Here is a 17,311-nt window from a genome sequence, read left to right as displayed (position 1 = left end):
CTGATGCTGATGCCTGAAGTCTGGCGCCCGGAACACAAACTGTTCCCCCATCAGGTCGGGTTCACCTGCCCGCCGTTCGATTTTGACGCCGCGCCCTCGGATTTCCTGCGCATGTGCCCCGAAACGGTGGGCGTTCACGGGTGGATGCTGCATGTGCCAGATTATGTGCACGGGTTGGATCAGCGGAGACAGAACTTTGGCATGCTCGAAGACTTCGTGCACTGTATGTCTCGCAACGGTGTGGATGTCTGCGGTCAGGTCGGTTCGAATTGGGTCCATGCCTGCGGGCTGGGCGTGGAAGGCGTTCGGCAACACTGCGAAGGCCTGTCAGACAAATATGGCACCCGCTTTCACATGGCGGGATATGCCATGGTCGAGGCATTGCGTGACCTGAATGTCGAAAAGGTTGCCCTGAACGCCGCCTATCATTGGCCGGAATGGTGGCAGGGCACGGTCGGCTTCTTGAAAGAAGCCGGGTTTGATGTGGTCTGGGCCGGGAATTTCCACGATCAGGGCTGGTTCGACAGTCAGGAAGACGTCAATTCCTGTCGCTGGGTCTTTGACGGCGATCTGGCACTGAAAAGCTTTGAATATGTGGCCGACAAGGCACCTCGGGCCGAAGCGATCCTGATCAATGGCATGTGCAATTTCCGCACAGGTCCCGGTGGCTTGCCCCAGCGCCCGCTGCATCTGGCCGATACGCTAGAAGACGCGCTGGGCAAACCGGTGATCGGCCACGACATCGCGCTTTACTGGCGCATCTTCAAATCCCTCGGTATCGCACCCGACAAACCGCACGGGCAATTGCTGAAACGTCTTGAGTTGTTCGAGAGGCCATGACCATGCACAAAATCCTCGCGCTCTGGGCCGTGCCCAGATCCACGTCAACCGCGTTCGAGTGGATGATGCGGCAACGCGGTGATCTCGACTGCCTGCACGAGCCCTTTGGCGAGGCGTGGTATCAGGGTGAAGACCCGCTTTGGCATCGGTTCCAACCGGGTGATGTGACAACGCCGGGCCTGACACTGGACAGCGTGTGGCTGGACATTCAGCAGCGGGCGAAACGGGGGCCGGTCTTTCTCAAGGATTTTCCGCATTACATCAACCACATGTGGGATGCCGAGTTTCTGTCGTATTTCACCCACGCCTTCCTGATCCGGGACCCGGCCAAGACCATCACTTCGATGTACAAACAATGGCCGGACTTTGCCGAAGGCGAGGTTGGCTTTCCCGAACAGCGCGCGCTGTTCGATCTGTTGACGGCGTTGAACGGAACTCCGCCGCCGGTCATTGACAGCGATGACCTGCTGGAAGACCCACACGGCATGACCCGGGCCTTCTGTGACGCGGTGGGAATCCCATTCATCCAGGAGGCGCTGACATGGGAACCGGGCGGTGATCCGTCCGCCCTCAGCTGGTGGGACGGCGGGTCGTTCCATGGCAACCTGGCGAAATCGACCGGGCTTGCGCCGCAGACCCGCACGCATATCGACATCGCGGACGCGCCAGACCGTGTGAAACAGGTGCACCGCAGGATGAAACCGCATTACGATCACCTTTACAAACACCGCCTGACACACTGACACACCGGAGACCCGCAATGGCCGACATTTTCGACGAAGACCTGTTTCTGAAAGGACTCGAGCAAAGGAAGAACACGCTGGGCGCAGAGTATGTGGAAAAAAACCTTGCTGCCGCCGACGACTTCACCCGCCCGTTTCAAGAAGCCATGACGGCCTGGTGCTGGGGGTTTGGCTGGGGCGACGACGTGATCGACGCCAAGACCCGGTCGATGATGAACCTGTCGATGATCGGTGCGCTGGGCAAGATGCATGAATGGGAAATCCACTGCCGGGGCGCTATCAACAATGGGGTTTCAAAGGAAGAAATCCGCGCCATCATCCACGTGGTCGGGATATATTGCGGTGTTCCTCAGGCGCTGGAGTGTTTTCGCGTGGCCCGCAAGGTGCTGGAAGAAACCTGACGACCCGTCACAGACCAGCCGCCGACAACAGCCGCACGCCTTTCTCGTAGTGTTGCCGGTTCTTGAAACAGCCGGGCCAGGCCCAGCGTTCGGCCGTAAAGCCCGGCTGCAATTCCAGAATCTGCCGGGCATGTCGACGCGCCAGGGAATGGTTCCCGGCGGCGGCGGACAGCATGCACAGTACGACCCTGGGGCGAACGCGTCCGGGGTCAACCCGCAACACGTTATGGGCATGCTGCCACGCGGCCTTGTCCCCGGTTATCATCATTGCGATTGCCAGATTTGCTTCGATCCAAATGGGCGGATGCGGCGTCAACGCCAACGCTTTCTTGCAGACCAAAACGCCTTCTTCGGCCCGGTCATCATACACCAACAGGATGCCGTAATATCCCAACAGTTCCGGGCTTCCGCTGAAACGTTCCACGACGGCAAGCATCAAGCTGCAAGCCTCTGACGTGTTGCCGGCAACACTGTGGGTAAAAGCATGGAGGGCCGAGCAATACGGGTCAGTCGGGTTCAGAGTGCGCAACTGTTTGCATTCGGCCTCGACCATTGCCAGCGTCTCGGCCGGGTTTGCATCCATGCCCAGGCGGATCATGTCCAAATGACAGAAACCGATCGCCACACGGGCCGGCAGGTATCCGGGGTCAAACTCGAGACAGGCGCGGTATTGACGGATGGCATCCTGCAACCCGTCTTCCGTTGCCTGACTTTCCAATATGCGCGCTTTCTGGAACGCAGACCAGGCCTCGGTCGAAGTGGCACGACCAGACCAGATTTCTGACCAATACCCGTCACGCAATCGCAGTTGGAGCGCCTCGACAACCTTCATGGCGATTTCTTCGACCGCGTCGAATGTTTCCTTCGCACGAAAGCGGAACCGCTGTGTCCAAAGGCACACCTGATCCGCGGTTGACGTCAATTGAGCGGCCACCCGCAGACCTTCCGCGCCAACCACGCTGCCGCTGAGAACATAACCTTCAACCGCGCCTTCCTGCCTGCGCGCGTCACGCAGTTCGATCACGTCGGACATTGTGCCCAGAAGAAACATGAGTTCGTCTCGTATGGAGGAGGCAGCAATGCTGATATCCGGCGTTTCCCCGACAACCTCAAAAGGCTCAACCACAACCGCTGGACGCAAGCGCCCCCAATGCACCGGCAAACCGCGGCCAACCAGAACCGGTCCGTCTGAGTCTGTATCGATGTCCCAATAGGCCTGCCGTTCAACCGTCAGCCACGCCTCGAACTCGGGGTCGGCAACGTCCAACCCTTCAAGCAATTCAGCCCGATCGGAACTAAGCTGCTCGTCAAACAGATCAACCTCGACAGCTGTCAGATTGATCGACACCGTTTCACGTGTGACTTCAAGAAAATCAAGTTTGTGCTTGGAAAAGTGCTTGCTGAGAACACTCAGCTCTTTGCGCAGCGACGCCGCGCCTTGTGCGGGCGAACTCTCGCTCCAGAGCTTGTCCTGCAACCAAGCCCTGCTGCGTATCGCGTTTTTTGACAGAAGCACCAAAGCAAGAAGAGCTTTCGCTTTGGTGCCCCGAGGCGTCACATCCTGACCGTCGTCACGGATAATCTGAAACGGTCCGGTCAAAAAAACCTTGGTTATTGCCTCAGTCACTTACAGCCCTCAAGAAACGTTCGGGGGTTGTCGTTAACCGCTGCATCCAAATATGACGATACCACCCATCGCTTCATAGGCCAGTTTGCAGCACCATGACTCGTGATCGGGGTTCGGATCCGGCTTTTTGTCACTCAGGTCCGGAACAACGATATGAACCAGATCCTTGGTATCATAGACAAACCTGACCTCAGGGTTACCACTGTCCGCGAGGATTTCTTGAATTTTGCGTTCCGCCGCGTCCTGATCATCTTGCGACCCCAGCGCACGGCCGCGCGCGGCATTCAGAACTTCGCACCCCAAGTCTTTCAACGAGTAATTCGGATTGATTGCCAAACGAGCCATGTAAAATCTCCTTCTCAAACAACAATGCCCGCTTGTATACCCCGTTATATGCTTATCCGGAAATGAAAATGACCGACACGTTGATTGAACGCGCTGAAACTGCTCGGCTAATTTCCAAACCCTCGTTTGCCGAATTCCCCAAAGCTGCGCCGATCCACGCGGCTTTTCGCTTGATCGAGCTGCGCGACGGAACTCTGCCGCCCAAGGGCGGGATGGGCCATCGCGTGTCTTTCGGCACCGGCCGCACACCGGAAGAGGCGGCGCGGCTGGCCGGGTTCGAAGCGATTGAGCGCTATGCCTTGCAATACAGTGCCGAAGCACCACAAACCCGCAAAAGCCTGATTGCGTCGGATGGCGCATCCCATGTGATGCCAAACGACGCGCTTGCACTGGGTGTTCCGGGCAGTGACGGAAAGGTCACTTCGAAAGGTGCCGCGGCTGGCCCGACACATGAAGCCGCTGCGCTGTGGGCGGCGCTGGAGTGTTTGGAACACGCTCTTGGATCGCAGGGGTTTGACCACCTGGCGCCGGACACGGTCCTGCCCCGTGATTTGACGCAGTGGCTGCACGTCCAGCTGCGGCAACTGAGCCTTCACATCCTCGAAGTTCCGGGCATCGGCCTTCTGCTGCGCGCGGTCTGCGCAGATGCGGATGGCGGCAGGCCGACCTACGGATCGGCGCTTTCCGCAAATCTGGCGCAGGGCGTCTGGCACGCAGCATCCGAGGCGGTGGTGTCCTGGCGCAACATGGTGATGCTTGAACACAACGGTGTAACGGATCACGGCATGGATGCCGAACAGGCCCGTCTGCTCCGGCTTTATCGTGGCGCGCAGAATGACCGGCCTGTTGCTCCGACGCGGTTGTACGACGTGCAGGCGTGGGACAGCCCGAACCCGTCGCTGACGACGGTATTGACAGCGGCAAGCCGCGCCCTCGGTCGTCCGGTTGCGGTTTTTGACATGACGGCACCTGAAATTCCCCTTCCGGTGGTCAAAGCCGTAGCAGTTTGAGCACCTGTCAGGATCCGTCTCTGCGAAAGCGTGTCGTGTCGCCGTTGGTCTTTGCCTTGCAACGGTCCGCGAATTCCAAAAGCTGCCTGCAACGTTCGGTCTCGGGCAGGCTGCGGACAACCCGCCCCGGATCAACATGCGGAATTTCAACAAATTCGACACGGGTGATCACGCGCGGCTTGGCGGCAACTGTGATCATCGGTCCGACCTCGATCAGGCTGGCCAGAGCATAGCCCGAGACAGGGCGCGCCGAAGCGCCTGTTCCCAGCGTGATATCATCCAGAAACCGGGGATCGTCGTCGGCAGGTCCGAATTCAAGTCGCATGTGCATTCCCGGCGCACCGCGCCTGAACCGGACCCAGCCCCGAGGCACCCCGCCCGCACCCACAAACAGTTCTGATGTATGGAATGCCTGAATATACAGCCCAAGCGGATCTGAGAATGCCATCGCCCGGCCCGCAGGTGACTTGCCACAGTTCCCCGCGGCCAGTTCAAGCGTATCGCTCACCAGGCGGATCCCTGCATGCCCGCAGTACAGATCCTGCCGGTTCGCGAAATCAAGAACTTCTTCAAGCCGGGCGCGCCGCCTGCTCTCGCCGTCCTTCACGAGATACGGGAAGGAAGAAAAATACATGGTCTGGATCAGATCGGTCAAACGGTTCGTGCCCTTGGCCAGAAACAGGGCATGCTGGATATTCAACGGATGTTCCGGCGGATGCGCGTCATCATTGCCCACCAGCCTTTTGTGAAAGCGGGCCGCACGCTCGGACACATCCATCGATGTCCATACCGACCGTGAGACTTCAAGCAGGTCCGTGCAGGAGTAGAAGCGCCCGGTCACCGATGCGACCACCGACAGGAAGTGATCTAGATCGAACACCGCCATGAACTGCCACCACTCCACAAACTCGGTAGTGGCCACAAAACGCTTCGGGCGCAGTCTGCCACCGGCATCGGGTCGCATTACCAACGTGTATTCAAGATATTCATTGTGCAGCTCAACCCTGCCGGGCCAGCCTTGGTCACACACGCGCGCCGCCAGCTCATCGCCCAGACAGTCCCGCGGTTCCCGGGGATCGGCGCGCCATCTGAACCCATTCGAAGGCTGGCCCGCCTCTATGTCACGCGGATCCATGACCAGAAACGGGCTGACACCTTGCACGTCGAATATGTTCTGAATGCTTGAATTCCACGCTGACCGGGTGGCTTCGTTCACGCCTTGATCAGCAAGTCCCGGCGATTGGAATACAGACATCAAAGAACACCGTTGGGCTTCAGAGACACTAGAATGGAAAGTCAGAGGTCGATGCCCGCAGGGTTTCAATTCCGACAGGGCGATCGCCACCGGTGACGAACAAGGAAGCATCATGGAAATCGACCTGTCATGGGGCCTGATAGCTTCATCATGCCCACCCCGCCTGTTCAGGCAAATGACGGGTCCACCACAATTCGGGCGTACTGTTCACAATGTGGATTTCGCTACCGCAAGAACGACCGCCAACGATGTTGAGGCGATCTCCATCAAATGTTTCAAGCGACATTTTCGCGGCCCCCCGGAAATTCGCCATCTGTTCGGCCAGAATGCCCACCGCAACGCGTTCACCCATTCGGATACTGTCGAAATAGTCGCTGTAGAAATGTACCCCTGCAAAATTGCGCCCGATCGCGATATTCGCAGCCAACTTGTTCAGCTCGCCATTCAGCGTAAGCTTCGCTGCGTTGTCCTCTGGCTGCACGGACTCAACCAGTGTCCTGCCACCCGGAGCCGGAACAAAGACGCGCGGCATACCCGCCTCTGCCAAAGTTACCCTGGACCCGTCCAGCGCATGTGTTCTGAAGAACGCCTTGAGCAGCGTCGCGCACGCCCCGGCAACTGCGCCATGCGCCGCCCCGTAGGACGGCTGCATTGGCGAACCCTCGGGATAAGCAACAGGCAAAAGCAGGTTGCGATCGATTTGTGGCAGCCCTTTATGAGAAACCGCGTTGTGGGCGAACCGCTTGGTGGCCGGCGCGGCGGCAATGGCTTCCACAAGACTGAAATCTTCGCAGGCGGCGCTTTCCAATTTCTCAAGATGGGCTGCGGCAAACGGTTCCGCTGCCCCAAGCACCGCGCCATGACCATTCGCCACCAAGGTTGCAACGCTGCCCAGCTTTTCAGGGCGGGCGCGGTTGTGCACCTGAAAGGTCTGGCGTCGCACGGCCCGCATTGCCCTGGTCGCGGTTTCTGCCAGCATTGACAGCGCGTGTGATCCGCCCCAATGGGCCCCACTATCCTCCGCACGGGAATTCCAGACATCGGGCAGACCGTCATCTGCTTGAAACCCTCTGCCCAACATCAACAGGCAGGCATTGAAAAAAGCCTGATAGATCGAGTCGAAATGCACATAGGTAGCAAGGTCGCGAGGTGTTTCAACAAACTTCGGGCCACAGGCCTCAAAGGCTTGTTCGCCGGTTGCGTCCGCCCCGTTCTGAACGTCCAGCCACTCGGCCCAGTCCCGCAAATAGTCCACGCCAACAGCCTGAGGTACAACCCTTTGGTCAAGCCGAAATGAACCAAACGGCATTGTCCCTGGTGTTGTTGTTTTTTCCAACCACCGCCCTTGCACATGCGCCGCGTCTGACGTCAGCGGGCCGTACCCCTGCAAAAGGAACTGCGACATGTAAGGCCCTTCCGAACAGCCTTGGCTCGAGCCGCGGAACAAAGTTCGCGAAGACAGACCTTCGCCATCTCGAACCTGGCGCGCCGCCGGTACTTTCCCGATCTCGGCACCGCTGGCATCCTTTGGGCAACCGTCTTTGCGGAACCACTCCAACCGGCCCAGGGCGCCAAGCACCTTGTCGGTTCCCTCGGCACCATCCCGAATGGTTTCGAAGGGCACATCCCGCAGACAGGCCATCGCATAGAGTTCGGCCATCTCTGCCGCCAGTTCATCTGACCCAAGCCTGGGCGCCGGAGCGATACCCAAACCGCCGGCATCCAATCCATTGAACCCCAACCGATGACCCAGGATCGGCCCTTCCCACGCACGCCATCTAAATTCACCACCCTCTGATGGCGCGGTGCGGAAGGGCCCGGAATAGGCTGGCGTGTCAAACAGCGTCAGCCTGTTTCCATGATTGTCGGTGCCGGTTGGGTCAGCCACTTCTTCCAGAAACTCGGTATAAACCTGCGCGTCGACAATACCATTTTCGTCATGCCGCAAGCCCTTCGAAAAGCTCGTGGGCCAAGTCCCGGCAAACAGGTCTGCTTCGCCGTTATGTTCGGCGGCTGCCCTGTCTCTGGCACCAATCGGCGCGTTCGAAAGACACTGATCCCGGTTCAATCCACGATTGGGCTTTTCCAGGTCCTGCCAGGGTTCAGACGGAATGATATGTTGCGGCATGTTGCTCTCCCGATCGACGGAGACAACGATTCGCACGAAGCCGTTACCGGATCGTGACCGGTCATTCCGACAGGCTTTTTGCCCTGTTCTGCAACACTTTGAGAATGTCCAGGGTAGAAAAGGCTTCGATCGCGCTGGACACCAGGCCCCGCCGCCGCATTCCGATCTTTCGAGAAATTTCGGAATCCAATGCAAGACAGGATATCACGGGCCCAGCCAGCTTCGAGCCGCATTCCACCGGACAGAAAGATAAAGAAAGTTGGATGGCGGAGACGAAGTCAGTATAACTAAGCCTGCAAATTACTGTTAAATTTAGGTAAAAAGAAATAATACCGAGATATATACCACACTAAGTTCGATTTCGAGCCAAGCATCGCGCACAGTGTCATATCACAGGATGTCGGTAAAACACTAAAGCAGACACTCAAGCAGAGTTCAGCAAACGACCGCTCCAAGCCCCAAAGACGACTTAGGTAACGAGCGCAACAATTGTCGTTTTTGGCGGGAAGCGGAAGTTCGATGCGACCGCAGGGTCACCACTCAAGCGTTACAGAAGCGGACATTCGGTCGCAAATCTGGATCTTTCTCTTCGACCGACCCTGTGATGGTGTTTCTCATCTGCTTTTCCCTTCGCAGCATGAGCATGATCTAACTGGTTTGGCGCGAAAAGGGGTGGGATGGCTTTCCAGCACGTTACAACCAACAATGCACCGGGCTTCAGCGCTCTGCGGATTTCGCTGAGGGCCGCTGTCTTGTCCGGAAAGAACTGCAGGCCGTGATGGCAGAAAGCCAGATCGAACTCGCCGTCGTCGAGGGGCATGGATTGCGCCGACGCTTCGATCCACTCCTAGCAGTGCATGCCCGGGGCGCGGGCGCTGGCAGCGAGATCGCGTCGAGCGTCGCGGCAGTACAGTTTGCGGGCCTCGATCGCGTCCTTCCAGTTGTTGATGTCCGTCAGGATAACACGGGTTAGCTCGATGTCCTGCAGGCCGGACCCGACATGTTCGAGAGCGGCCTTGATGATCTCGAAACACTGCTTGGGCTGGGCATAGACGTCACCGATGCCTAGCGTCTTGCCGTTCACATCTACTGGCGCGGTGCCCCCGACAGCGATGAACGCTCCAACCCGAACCGCCCGGCTGAAGCCGACGATTTCCTCCACAGGGTTTCCATTAGAGACGAGTTGCCGCCCCTTCCTTGCTAACTCTCCTGCAATGTGTGATCTCAGTCTGGACTGGTTTGTTGAGTAAATCTCTCCCGGAATCGAGTTCGTGAAACGTCGTTTCTGACCAGTTGGCAATTCAACCCATGGAGTCCGCGAAGCTGCGAAGCCGTCGCGCGGCCTGACCCGGGAATCCATCCACCTCGCTCTCATCAAACACCGCATAGGCCGCGTAAGCAAACCTTGGTGCTGCCTCGATCAGCGTGAGCCACCCGTCCTGAAGTTCCGTTTCGATCACGCGCCTGGGGAAGTAGCCAGCTGCGGGAACAGATTTCAGATACTGCAGGCCCAAGGTTCCGATGCCCAGCTGAAGGCGCGGTGCGTCAAGCTCTGGAAAGTTCAGCAAATGGTCGGCGCGGAACTCCGGGCCCCAATCTATCAGGATGTAAGCGCTGCCCAGTGCGGCGGGTTCGGCGTCAGGGCCGCTGCTGACAAGTACAAACTCATCCTCAAAAAGTTGAAGTGCGGACAAGCCCGAGGCGTTCCGCGGACGGTACATGACGGCGAGGTCGAGGCTGCCCTCCTCGATCTCTCGAGCCATCGCTTCGGAGGAGGCCGCCGAGGCTCTGACGGCAACGTTCGGCAACGCTGCCATCAACTCTGGTAAGGCGTTTATGAGATACCCGTCCCAAAGGCTCGGCGCCGCGCCGATTTCCAGCGCTGCGGCCATGGAAGCGGGAAGACCAGCGTCCAGCTTTGCCTGTGTCCAGGTGCGCACCAGAACCTGAGCGTGTTTGAGGAAATGTCGCCCGGCAATGGTCAAGGTTGCACCCGACTTACCACGTTGGAACACCGGCTGACCAAGCTGTTGCTCGAGAGTTCTGATTCTCATGCTCACTGTCGATTGTGTGACGTGAACCTTGTTGGCTGCGTCGAGAAAGGTTCCAGTTTCCACCACAGCGAGGAAAGTTCGAGCAAGTTCAATATCCATCGGTCACCTATTCGAATATCCGATATTATCTGCGCAAAAAATTCGCTATTCAATAAGATACGTGTGTGCCATATTCTCTAAGTAGCGCGAAGGTGCCCCGCCAGATCGGAACGCCAATCAAAATTCTCGTTTGTAGTGGAGATCTCGATCTGAGGAACCGTTGCAATCTGAAACCTGTAGAAACGCCACCGACACCGGAGCGCTGCACCAACCCCACAATGGGCAAGAAGCCCATTTTCTCATGGAGATAACAAAATGAGTCGAGTTTCTGTTGTTGCTCTGCTCTCTTCACTGTTTGCTGTTCCGGCATTCGCCATGCCCGCTGATCTTGACATGGACGGGGATGGCCTGGCGTCGCTGGCAGAGCTTCAGACCAAGTATCCTGAAGTCTCGGATGATCTCTTCCTGGAGATCGACGCAAATGCCGATGGTTTCATCAATGACGACGAATTGGTTGCCGCCGTTGATGCAGAGCTTCTCCCTGGTCCCACAGGGGATCAGTAAGCAAAGGTTGTCACGGTTATGAGGAAGCCAATCCTGCCTCAAAAATGGCTGCTTGCCGCGATGGGTATCTGGTTGGTTTTGTCCCCCTTTGTCCTGTTTCGTGAGGAAACTCTTTTGCAGGGCATGGCTGAACTTGAAGCTCTCGCCTTCATGGCAATTGGCATTGGTGTTCTGGTCATGTCCGGCGCTGACGGTCGGAGCCACCTTCTCGCACGGGTGACTCCGGTATCGGCACTGGGGATTTCGCTGATCGTCGCACCAACAGCGCTGAATTTCACCGGCCATATTGTGGCAACGGCCAATGCATGGCTAACGGGATCGGCGCTGATCGCGCTCGCCGCATGGGAGGTAATGGCAAGCCGCGGATTGCGTGCAATCTCGTAAACCGGCGCGGGGTGGGAAACTGCCCCGCGCCCCCACATTCAGGCCACCTAAATGATCTCGTCCTCATCGAACATTGGATCACCGTCGAGCTGATTGGCGATCATGTCGATCCGCATTTCAACATCTGCGCTCGTCGTTTTGGCGATATGAAACAACGCGTCGCCCTCGTGCACAAATGGCAAATTGGTACGGCCCACAATGATGCCGTCCGTTTCTCCAAGAACGTCCTTTCTTACTTCGCCAAACGGGTCCGAGATCCGGCCAAGCAAGTCGCCGACCTCCACATATTCGCCCGCTGCCTTGAACGTTCTAAGCAAACCGCCGACCGGAGCGCGCACCCAGGAACTCGTCCGTGCGTGAACCGGCGCCTCACGCACGGTAGCGATGCCACGCCTGGCGACCATGCCCATCGCGTTCATAACCCGAAGAATACCTGCAAGACCCGCCCGGGCCGAAAGTTCGTCGAAACGCAGCCCTTCTCCCCCTTCGAACAGCAGCACATCGACACCTCGCTCTTGTGCCGCTTTTCGCAGGGACCCGTCGCGCAGCTTGGAAATCATGACGACCGGTGCACCGAACGCATCGGCGTATCTAATCGTCGCATCCGAGGCCGGGGAAACTCGAATTTGAGGCAGGTTGGTGCGGTGGATCGCGGCAGAATGAAGATCGATACCGAGGTCGGAACGCGCAACAATTTCGGTCATAAAGATATGTGCGAGGCGGCCCGCCAATGATCCGCCCTCGCTGCCGGGAAACGACCGGTTCAGGTCGCGCCTGTCCGGAAGGTATCTCGATTGTGTCATGAAGCCGAACGCGTTCACGATTGGCACAACCAGCAACGTGCCCGCGATCTTGTCGAGTTGAGGGGCCCGTAGCAATCGCCGTGCGATTTCGACGCCAATCACTTCATCGCCATGAATCGCCGCGCTGACAAACAGGACCGGTCCTGGGCGGCGGCCATGAACCACATGCACTGACATGCTGACCGGCGTATGATCGGACATCACGCTCACCGGCAGGTCCAGCGTAGTCCGCGTGCCTGCCGGGACGGTGAAACCGCCGATTTCAAATGGCTCGCGCATGGCTGTTATCCGCGCCCTCTGGTCTTGGTATTTCCCTTGGTGGCGTTCTTTTCAAGAAACTCGATGATCTTGCCTGCAACATCAATGCCAGTTGCCTTTTCCACCCCTTCAAGTCCGGGTGAGGAATTCACCTCCATGACAACCGCCCCATGATTGGCGCGCAGCATATCTACGCCGCAGACATTCAGCCCCATCGTCTTGGCTGCACGCACAGCGGTAGAGCGTTCCTCGGGTGAAATCTTGATGGGCTGGGCGCTTCCGCCCCGGTGCAGGTTGGATCGGAACTCTCCTTCGGCTCCCTTCCGCTGCATCGCCGCGATAACGCGGCCACCAACCACAAGCGCACGAATATCTGTACCGCCCGCTTCCTTGATGAACTCCTGTACCATGATGTTAACTTTCGCGCCGCGAAATGCCTCGACCACGGATTTTGCCGAGCGGTTCGAGTCGGCAAGAACCACTCCGATGCCCTGCGTACCCTCCAGAAGCTTGACCACCAGAGGAGCGTCCCCCGCGAGTTTGAGAACTTCGTCGGTTTGCTTAGGATCATGAGCGAACGTGGTGACAGGCAGGCCAATGCCGTCCCGCGCCATGAGTTGCATGGAACGCAACTTGTCGCGAGATCTGCCAATCGCCACTGACTCGTTGAGCGGAAAGACCCCCATGATCTCGAACTGTCGCAGCACGGCCAGCCCATAGAATGTGACCGATGCTCCGATCCGGGGGATTACCGCGTCATAACGCCCAAGCTTCTTACCGTCATAGTAGACCTCGGGTCGGCGTGAAGCGATGTTCATGTAGCAGCGCAGCGTGTTCACGATATCAAGCTCGTGGCCGCGCTGCTCGGCGGCTTCTTTCAGACGACGATGGGAGTAAAGTTCTGGATTGCGGGCCAGCATGACAAATTTCATTGGCGTTGTCCTTCCGGGTCGTTGCATGTGGCTTTTCTCTTGATCCCAGTTGGAGCTTTTCCGGAACCCAGCAGATAGGAGTGACCCGGATCGACAAGAATTCCCCGCCTGCGAATGGCGGTGCGGCCGAGGATCAGATCAAATTCCATCTTCGCACGGTTGGCCAGCGAAACGTCGATCTGCCAGCGATGCCGCCCAAGCAAAAGCTGCGTTCTCACGATCAGTCGACGTTCGGGGACACCGCCTGTGTTCTTGATCTCGCGTTCGTCGACAACCCTGGTTCGAACCCGGTTTGGTGAACGGCGGTTTTGGACTGGTATCATGAACTCGACCCATCGCTCGCCGTCAATCTCAAATACGGTCTGGTCCACGGCATGGAGCGCTGCGGTTCTTGCGCCGGTGTCTATCTTGGCCGGGATATTCTCTATTCCGAAGTCGGGCAGGCTGATGCGTTCACGCCAACCTATGATTTCTGGGTATGAGACACGCTTCACCATAGCATCTACTCTATGCAGTCATCGTTGGCACGTCTGTAGTTCACAAACGAATTGGCGCCCATCACGACATAGAACGTATCCATGTCGATTAACACGTACCCAAGTTCAAAAAGTGCAACCGAAAGTGCACGGATGTCTGTTTCGTACAATCGCCTGCGCCCTGCAATCCGGCGCACGAGCTTGTCCGGTATTCGATAACGGCCATTCGGCTTGCCGCCAAAGTCCTGATCGTAAAGCTCGGCGAGGCGTACGGCGGTCATGGATATCCAGTCATTTTCAAGCATGACTTTTTCTATATTGGCAATTAAAATTTGTCTATAGGTAAAAAAAATCTGCTAAAAGTCATACATTCTCCAGAATTCACATCAAAGAATCGAATATGAGCGACACAGATACTATCCCGAGGGAACTGGAAACGCAGTTGCAGCAAGCCCTGGCAGAGCGTGACGGCGCTGAACTCGCTCGGCTGCTTGATCCGCTTCCGTTGAGCGATGCCCTGCGTGAACTGCTCAATCTGCCAGTAGAGCAGCGGAGTGCCGTACTGTCTTTGCTGCCACCGGAACTGGCTGCCGAACTTGTCGAAGAGGCGCCGAACGCGATGGCGGTCGATCTTGTCGAGCGCATGGAGTCGGAGCAGGCCGCAGAAGTCATCGAAGAGCTGGCTTCTGATGTTCAGGCCGATGTCATCGGAGAGCTTGAAGACGCAGATGCGGAAGCAATCCTTACCCGGATGGATCCTGAGGACGCCGCAGATGTTCGTCGGCTGGTGGAATACGAGGATAATGTCGCGGGCGGCCTCATGGTTGCCGAAGCCTTCACGTTCTCCGAAACCGATACAGTTGGGAAGGTTCTACGGCGGTTCGCCAACGAAGAATACGACCTTGAACGCTATCGGGGTCAGCACCCCTATGTGCTGGATTCGAATGGTGCCCCAATTGGCGTGGTCTCATTGCGCAGCCTCGTGTCCACACGCCGAAGCGCGCGTTTGACCGATATCATGGTGCCCCCAATTACCGTCCCAGCCAACATGCCGCTGGAGAAACTGGAAGACTTGTTCGATGAACACCCGTTTCTTGGATTACCGGTCGTGGAAGCAGACGGGCACCTGGTGGGCGTTGTCTCGCGGTCTGCCGTTGATGAAGCCCTTTTGGAACGTGCGGAATCGGCCAGCCTGAAACGCCAGGGTGTCTTCGGCGATGAGCTTCGGTCGATGCCACTGCCGCTTCGTGCGAGGCGACGGCTTCAATGGCTTTCGGCCAACATTGTTCTCAATGTGATCGCGGCCAGCGTAATCGCCGCGTATGAACAAACCCTTGCCGCGGTGATCGCGCTTGCAGTGTTCTTGCCGATGGTGTCCGACATGAGCGGCTGCTCGGGCAATCAGGCCGTCGCCGTCAGCATGCGCGAGTTGTCCCTCGGCCTTGTCCGGCCCATCGACGCCATGCGTGTCTGGTTCAAAGAAGTGTCGGTCGGGGTGATCAACGGGTTCGTTCTGGGGCTTCTGATCGGCCTCGTTGCCTGGGTGTGGAAAGGCAACCCGTTTTTGGGGCTGGTGATTGGTGGAGCGCTTGCGCTCAACACCGTCGTCGCCGTGTCCATTGGCGGTGTTCTGCCATTGCTGTTGAAGCGCATCGGTCAGGACCCTGCTGTCGCCAGCGGCCCTTTACTGACGACTATAACCGACATGGCGGGGTTCTTCCTCGTCCTGAGCCTTGCAACCGCAATGATGCCACTTCTGGTTTGACGCTTTCCCGCACCCGAACCATCAGTTCGGTCGGGTGACTGGTACGCGTACTATCCAACGCCGCGCACGCGATGGATCAACAACAAGGTGCAAACCAGAGCCGTCGCTATGCCGACCCGGACCCAGATTCTCCACCAGCTTCTTTGTCAGCTTTGCGCTTAGCGCAGACATTTAAATGCCACTTATTGAATAACACTAGGGGTAACCAGTAAAATTCACGATGATGCTGTGAGTCGGTAAACGCCTATTAATAAAAACTAAATGGAACGTTATACGCACCACGTCAATTGTCTAAAATAGGTTGATGGCGGAGACGAAGGGATTCGAACCCTCGAGACGGTTTCCCGCCTACTCCCTTAGCAGGGGAGCGCCTTCGACCACTCGGCCACGTCTCCGCCGACGGGTATATCCTTGCAAGCGACGGGAATACAAGGCGAAAAATATGATTTGTGCCTCTCTCTGACAAAATTGCTGAACCCGTTGAAATCACGGTAAAAGGCGCCAACTTAAATGAATCATCGGCCAGAATTGGAGAATTTTTCCGGGGCGTTCTCCAACGTTAAACCACCGAACCGCCTGGTTCGAAACGACAGGGCACATCGAATCCCCATTCTGCATTGCTGCGTCGATTGAGAGATCGCATTCTGAAAGCGAAGAAGCTCTCTTGTTTCGATTAGATTACATTTCCTCCGGGCAGCGGCGGCAGCGCAGGGCAATGCAAACGAATAATGGCTCACTTTACGACCACCCTCGCCTTTATTAAGAGCGGTGTGGTTAATAAATCCAAGAAGGGCACAGAATGAAGAAATTTCTCGCATCCGCTGGAGCGATGGCATTGGTCATGTCGAATGCGATGGCAATGGATGCTGACAGAGAGGCTATTATTAACGAGAAAGTAGGTAGTTTTGTTGACGCTGTAGGCTGCGCGGATCCAGAAGCCGCACAATCTTTGCTTGCGGAACTTGGCACTGACGATTTTGACGTCACTACATATATTGCGTTTCCGGTTGTAGATGTCGGATGCGCAGGTGGGGCTGGAACAAGCGCATTCACGCCGGTCGTAGTACGTGTTCCGGAATACCGGCCTTCGGCGGCCCATGTCGACATGTGGGCAACGGCGGAAATTGAATTTGTAGGTATACCTGCGCGCGGATTGATATCAATAGAAGCGCTCGCGTCTAACCGAATGCATATCGTCGGAAAAGACTTCGCTGACGGTGATCCAAATTGTTGCCCGTCGAAATTGGTTGACCGCGTCTACCGTTGGGAACGTGGTGGGTTCTGGCTGCCGGAAGTTGATTGATTTGTTCTCAAAGTCAGCTGGCATACTAGACCGGCTGACCTGACCTCTTCCGCCTCTGCTATGAACTGCTTTTTGATCTCAAAACCGGTCGGAGCGGGCTCCTCAGAACGCCTCGTTATGTGATCGGGGTCTCGATTATGTTTGGCGCAATCCATCAATAAGAACGTGACCGTCCGGTGAAGGAGCTCTGGCACAGCTCCGATGGTCCCTATGACGCGACGGTTACAGCGTACCCCGAAAGCACAACCTTAATTACGCCCGCTTGCTTCCACAGTGCTTCCAGCGGGGTTGGGACAAATTGCAACACCGCCTTGAGGCGGTGCGTAACATACTGTTTTATGTAGGTAATATTGGTTGCGGGAGTAGGATTTGAACCTACGACCT

At 57.1% G+C, this 17,311-nt stretch carries 19 protein-coding genes and 1 tRNA gene; 8 read left to right on the top strand and 12 right to left on the bottom strand.

Annotated elements, in window-relative coordinates:
* Positions 1-3: 3 nt before the first annotated feature.
* Genes ACR0I0_RS13345 through ACR0I0_RS13335 form a run of 3 tightly spaced genes read left to right on the top strand, consistent with a single transcriptional unit; the run spans position 4 to position 1,984 of the window.
* On the top strand, positions 4-840 hold the full coding sequence (locus tag ACR0I0_RS13345) for an aspartate racemase/maleate isomerase family protein (RefSeq protein ID WP_480491810.1): 837 nt from the start codon (positions 4-6) through the stop codon (positions 838-840).
* Positions 837-1,583, top strand: a complete 747-nt coding sequence (locus tag ACR0I0_RS13340) for a sulfotransferase-like domain-containing protein (protein ID WP_480491809.1) — start codon at positions 837-839, stop codon at positions 1,581-1,583. Before ACR0I0_RS13345 ends, ACR0I0_RS13340 begins: the two co-directional genes overlap by 4 nt.
* A 17-nt stretch (positions 1,584-1,600) precedes the next feature.
* On the top strand, positions 1,601-1,984 hold the full coding sequence (locus ACR0I0_RS13335; protein WP_152456719.1) for a carboxymuconolactone decarboxylase family protein: 384 nt from the start codon (positions 1,601-1,603) through the stop codon (positions 1,982-1,984).
* Positions 1,985-1,991: 7 nt separating this feature from the next.
* Here the strand turns inward: ACR0I0_RS13335 and ACR0I0_RS13330 are convergent, their stop codons facing one another.
* Both ACR0I0_RS13330 and ACR0I0_RS13325 read right to left on the bottom strand, forming a co-directional pair.
* The gene (locus tag ACR0I0_RS13330; protein ID WP_480491806.1) at positions 1,992-3,611 is read right to left on the bottom strand and encodes a hypothetical protein; all 1,620 of its coding nucleotides are present in this window, start codon (positions 3,609-3,611) and stop codon (positions 1,992-1,994) included.
* Positions 3,612-3,644: 33 nt separating this feature from the next.
* Positions 3,645-3,956, bottom strand: coding sequence for a hypothetical protein (locus ACR0I0_RS13325; protein ID WP_152456717.1), 312 nt, complete (start codon positions 3,954-3,956; stop codon positions 3,645-3,647).
* A gap of 68 nt (positions 3,957-4,024) precedes the next feature.
* Between ACR0I0_RS13325 and ACR0I0_RS13320 the strand changes: the two genes are divergently transcribed.
* Positions 4,025-4,966 carry a YcaO-like family protein gene (locus tag ACR0I0_RS13320; protein ID WP_480491804.1) on the top strand — a complete coding sequence of 314 codons (942 nt, stop codon included), beginning with the start codon at positions 4,025-4,027 and terminating at the stop codon, positions 4,964-4,966.
* 7 nt (positions 4,967-4,973) lie between these two features.
* On the opposite strand, the gene ACR0I0_RS13315 is transcribed toward ACR0I0_RS13320, so the two are convergent.
* The 5 genes from ACR0I0_RS13315 to ACR0I0_RS13295 form a co-directional block, all read right to left on the bottom strand.
* A complete protein-coding gene (locus tag ACR0I0_RS13315; protein WP_480491802.1) occupies positions 4,974-6,221 on the bottom strand; it encodes a hypothetical protein in 1,248 nt (415 codons plus the stop codon).
* 148 nt (positions 6,222-6,369) lie between these two features.
* Entirely contained in the window at positions 6,370-8,349 is a 1,980-nt protein-coding gene (locus ACR0I0_RS13310) for a phosphatase PAP2 family protein (RefSeq protein WP_480491800.1), read from the bottom strand.
* 547 nt (positions 8,350-8,896) lie between these two features.
* Complete coding sequence (locus ACR0I0_RS13305) at positions 8,897-9,190, bottom strand: class I SAM-dependent methyltransferase (protein ID WP_480491944.1); 294 nt, start codon at positions 9,188-9,190, stop codon at positions 8,897-8,899.
* Between the two features lie 6 nt (positions 9,191-9,196).
* Complete coding sequence (locus ACR0I0_RS13300; RefSeq protein WP_480491798.1) at positions 9,197-9,511, bottom strand: Rid family hydrolase; 315 nt, start codon at positions 9,509-9,511, stop codon at positions 9,197-9,199.
* A 139-nt stretch (positions 9,512-9,650) separates the two neighbouring features.
* Positions 9,651-10,502, bottom strand: coding sequence for a LysR family transcriptional regulator (locus ACR0I0_RS13295; RefSeq protein WP_209834763.1), 852 nt, complete (start codon positions 10,500-10,502; stop codon positions 9,651-9,653).
* A gap of 255 nt (positions 10,503-10,757) precedes the next feature.
* On the opposite strand from ACR0I0_RS13295, the gene ACR0I0_RS13290 reads away from it, so the two are divergent.
* Together ACR0I0_RS13290 and ACR0I0_RS13285 are read left to right on the top strand one after the other, a co-directional pair.
* Positions 10,758-11,006: an EF-hand domain-containing protein gene (locus ACR0I0_RS13290; RefSeq protein ID WP_171169366.1), complete on the top strand. Its 249-nt coding sequence runs from the start codon at positions 10,758-10,760 to the stop codon at positions 11,004-11,006.
* Between the two features lie 18 nt (positions 11,007-11,024).
* Positions 11,025-11,390 carry an SPW repeat domain-containing protein gene (locus ACR0I0_RS13285; protein ID WP_171638642.1) on the top strand — a complete coding sequence of 122 codons (366 nt, stop codon included), beginning with the start codon at positions 11,025-11,027 and terminating at the stop codon, positions 11,388-11,390.
* 47 nt (positions 11,391-11,437) lie between these two features.
* Here ACR0I0_RS13285 and ACR0I0_RS13280 read toward each other — a convergent pair whose 3' ends face one another.
* From ACR0I0_RS13280 to ACR0I0_RS13265, 4 genes are read right to left on the bottom strand one after another with little or no spacing between them, the layout of a single operon-like run.
* Positions 11,438-12,472, bottom strand: a complete 1,035-nt coding sequence (locus tag ACR0I0_RS13280; RefSeq protein WP_480485915.1) for a succinylglutamate desuccinylase/aspartoacylase family protein — start codon at positions 12,470-12,472, stop codon at positions 11,438-11,440.
* Positions 12,473-12,477: 5 nt separating this feature from the next.
* Positions 12,478-13,383 (bottom strand): 30S ribosomal protein S6--L-glutamate ligase, encoded by a 906-nt coding sequence (rimK, locus tag ACR0I0_RS13275; protein ID WP_171638640.1) that lies wholly within the window; start codon positions 13,381-13,383, stop codon positions 12,478-12,480.
* Positions 13,380-13,880 carry an ATP-dependent zinc protease family protein gene (locus ACR0I0_RS13270; RefSeq protein WP_480491796.1) on the bottom strand — a complete coding sequence of 167 codons (501 nt, stop codon included), beginning with the start codon at positions 13,878-13,880 and terminating at the stop codon, positions 13,380-13,382. Before ACR0I0_RS13270 ends, rimK begins: the two co-directional genes overlap by 4 nt.
* A gap of 5 nt (positions 13,881-13,885) precedes the next feature.
* On the bottom strand, positions 13,886-14,140 hold the full coding sequence (locus tag ACR0I0_RS13265) for a hypothetical protein (protein WP_245223572.1): 255 nt from the start codon (positions 14,138-14,140) through the stop codon (positions 13,886-13,888).
* A gap of 119 nt (positions 14,141-14,259) precedes the next feature.
* Here ACR0I0_RS13265 and mgtE point away from each other — a divergent pair, with 119 nt between their 5' ends.
* Complete coding sequence (mgtE, locus tag ACR0I0_RS13260) at positions 14,260-15,624, top strand: magnesium transporter (protein ID WP_210093388.1); 1,365 nt, start codon at positions 14,260-14,262, stop codon at positions 15,622-15,624.
* A 305-nt stretch (positions 15,625-15,929) separates the two neighbouring features.
* Here mgtE and ACR0I0_RS13255 read toward each other — a convergent pair.
* Positions 15,930-16,019 (bottom strand) — tRNA-Ser (locus ACR0I0_RS13255).
* 404 nt (positions 16,020-16,423) lie between these two features.
* On the opposite strand from ACR0I0_RS13255, the gene ACR0I0_RS13250 reads away from it, so the two are divergent.
* Complete coding sequence (locus ACR0I0_RS13250) at positions 16,424-16,927, top strand: hypothetical protein (protein WP_171638636.1); 504 nt, start codon at positions 16,424-16,426, stop codon at positions 16,925-16,927.
* Positions 16,928-17,311 lie beyond the last annotated feature (384 nt).

Source organism: Ruegeria sp. AG6 (genome assembly GCF_056541565.1).
Note: the sequence above shows the minus strand (reverse complement) of the source record. Positions and strands in the feature narration are given on the sequence as shown.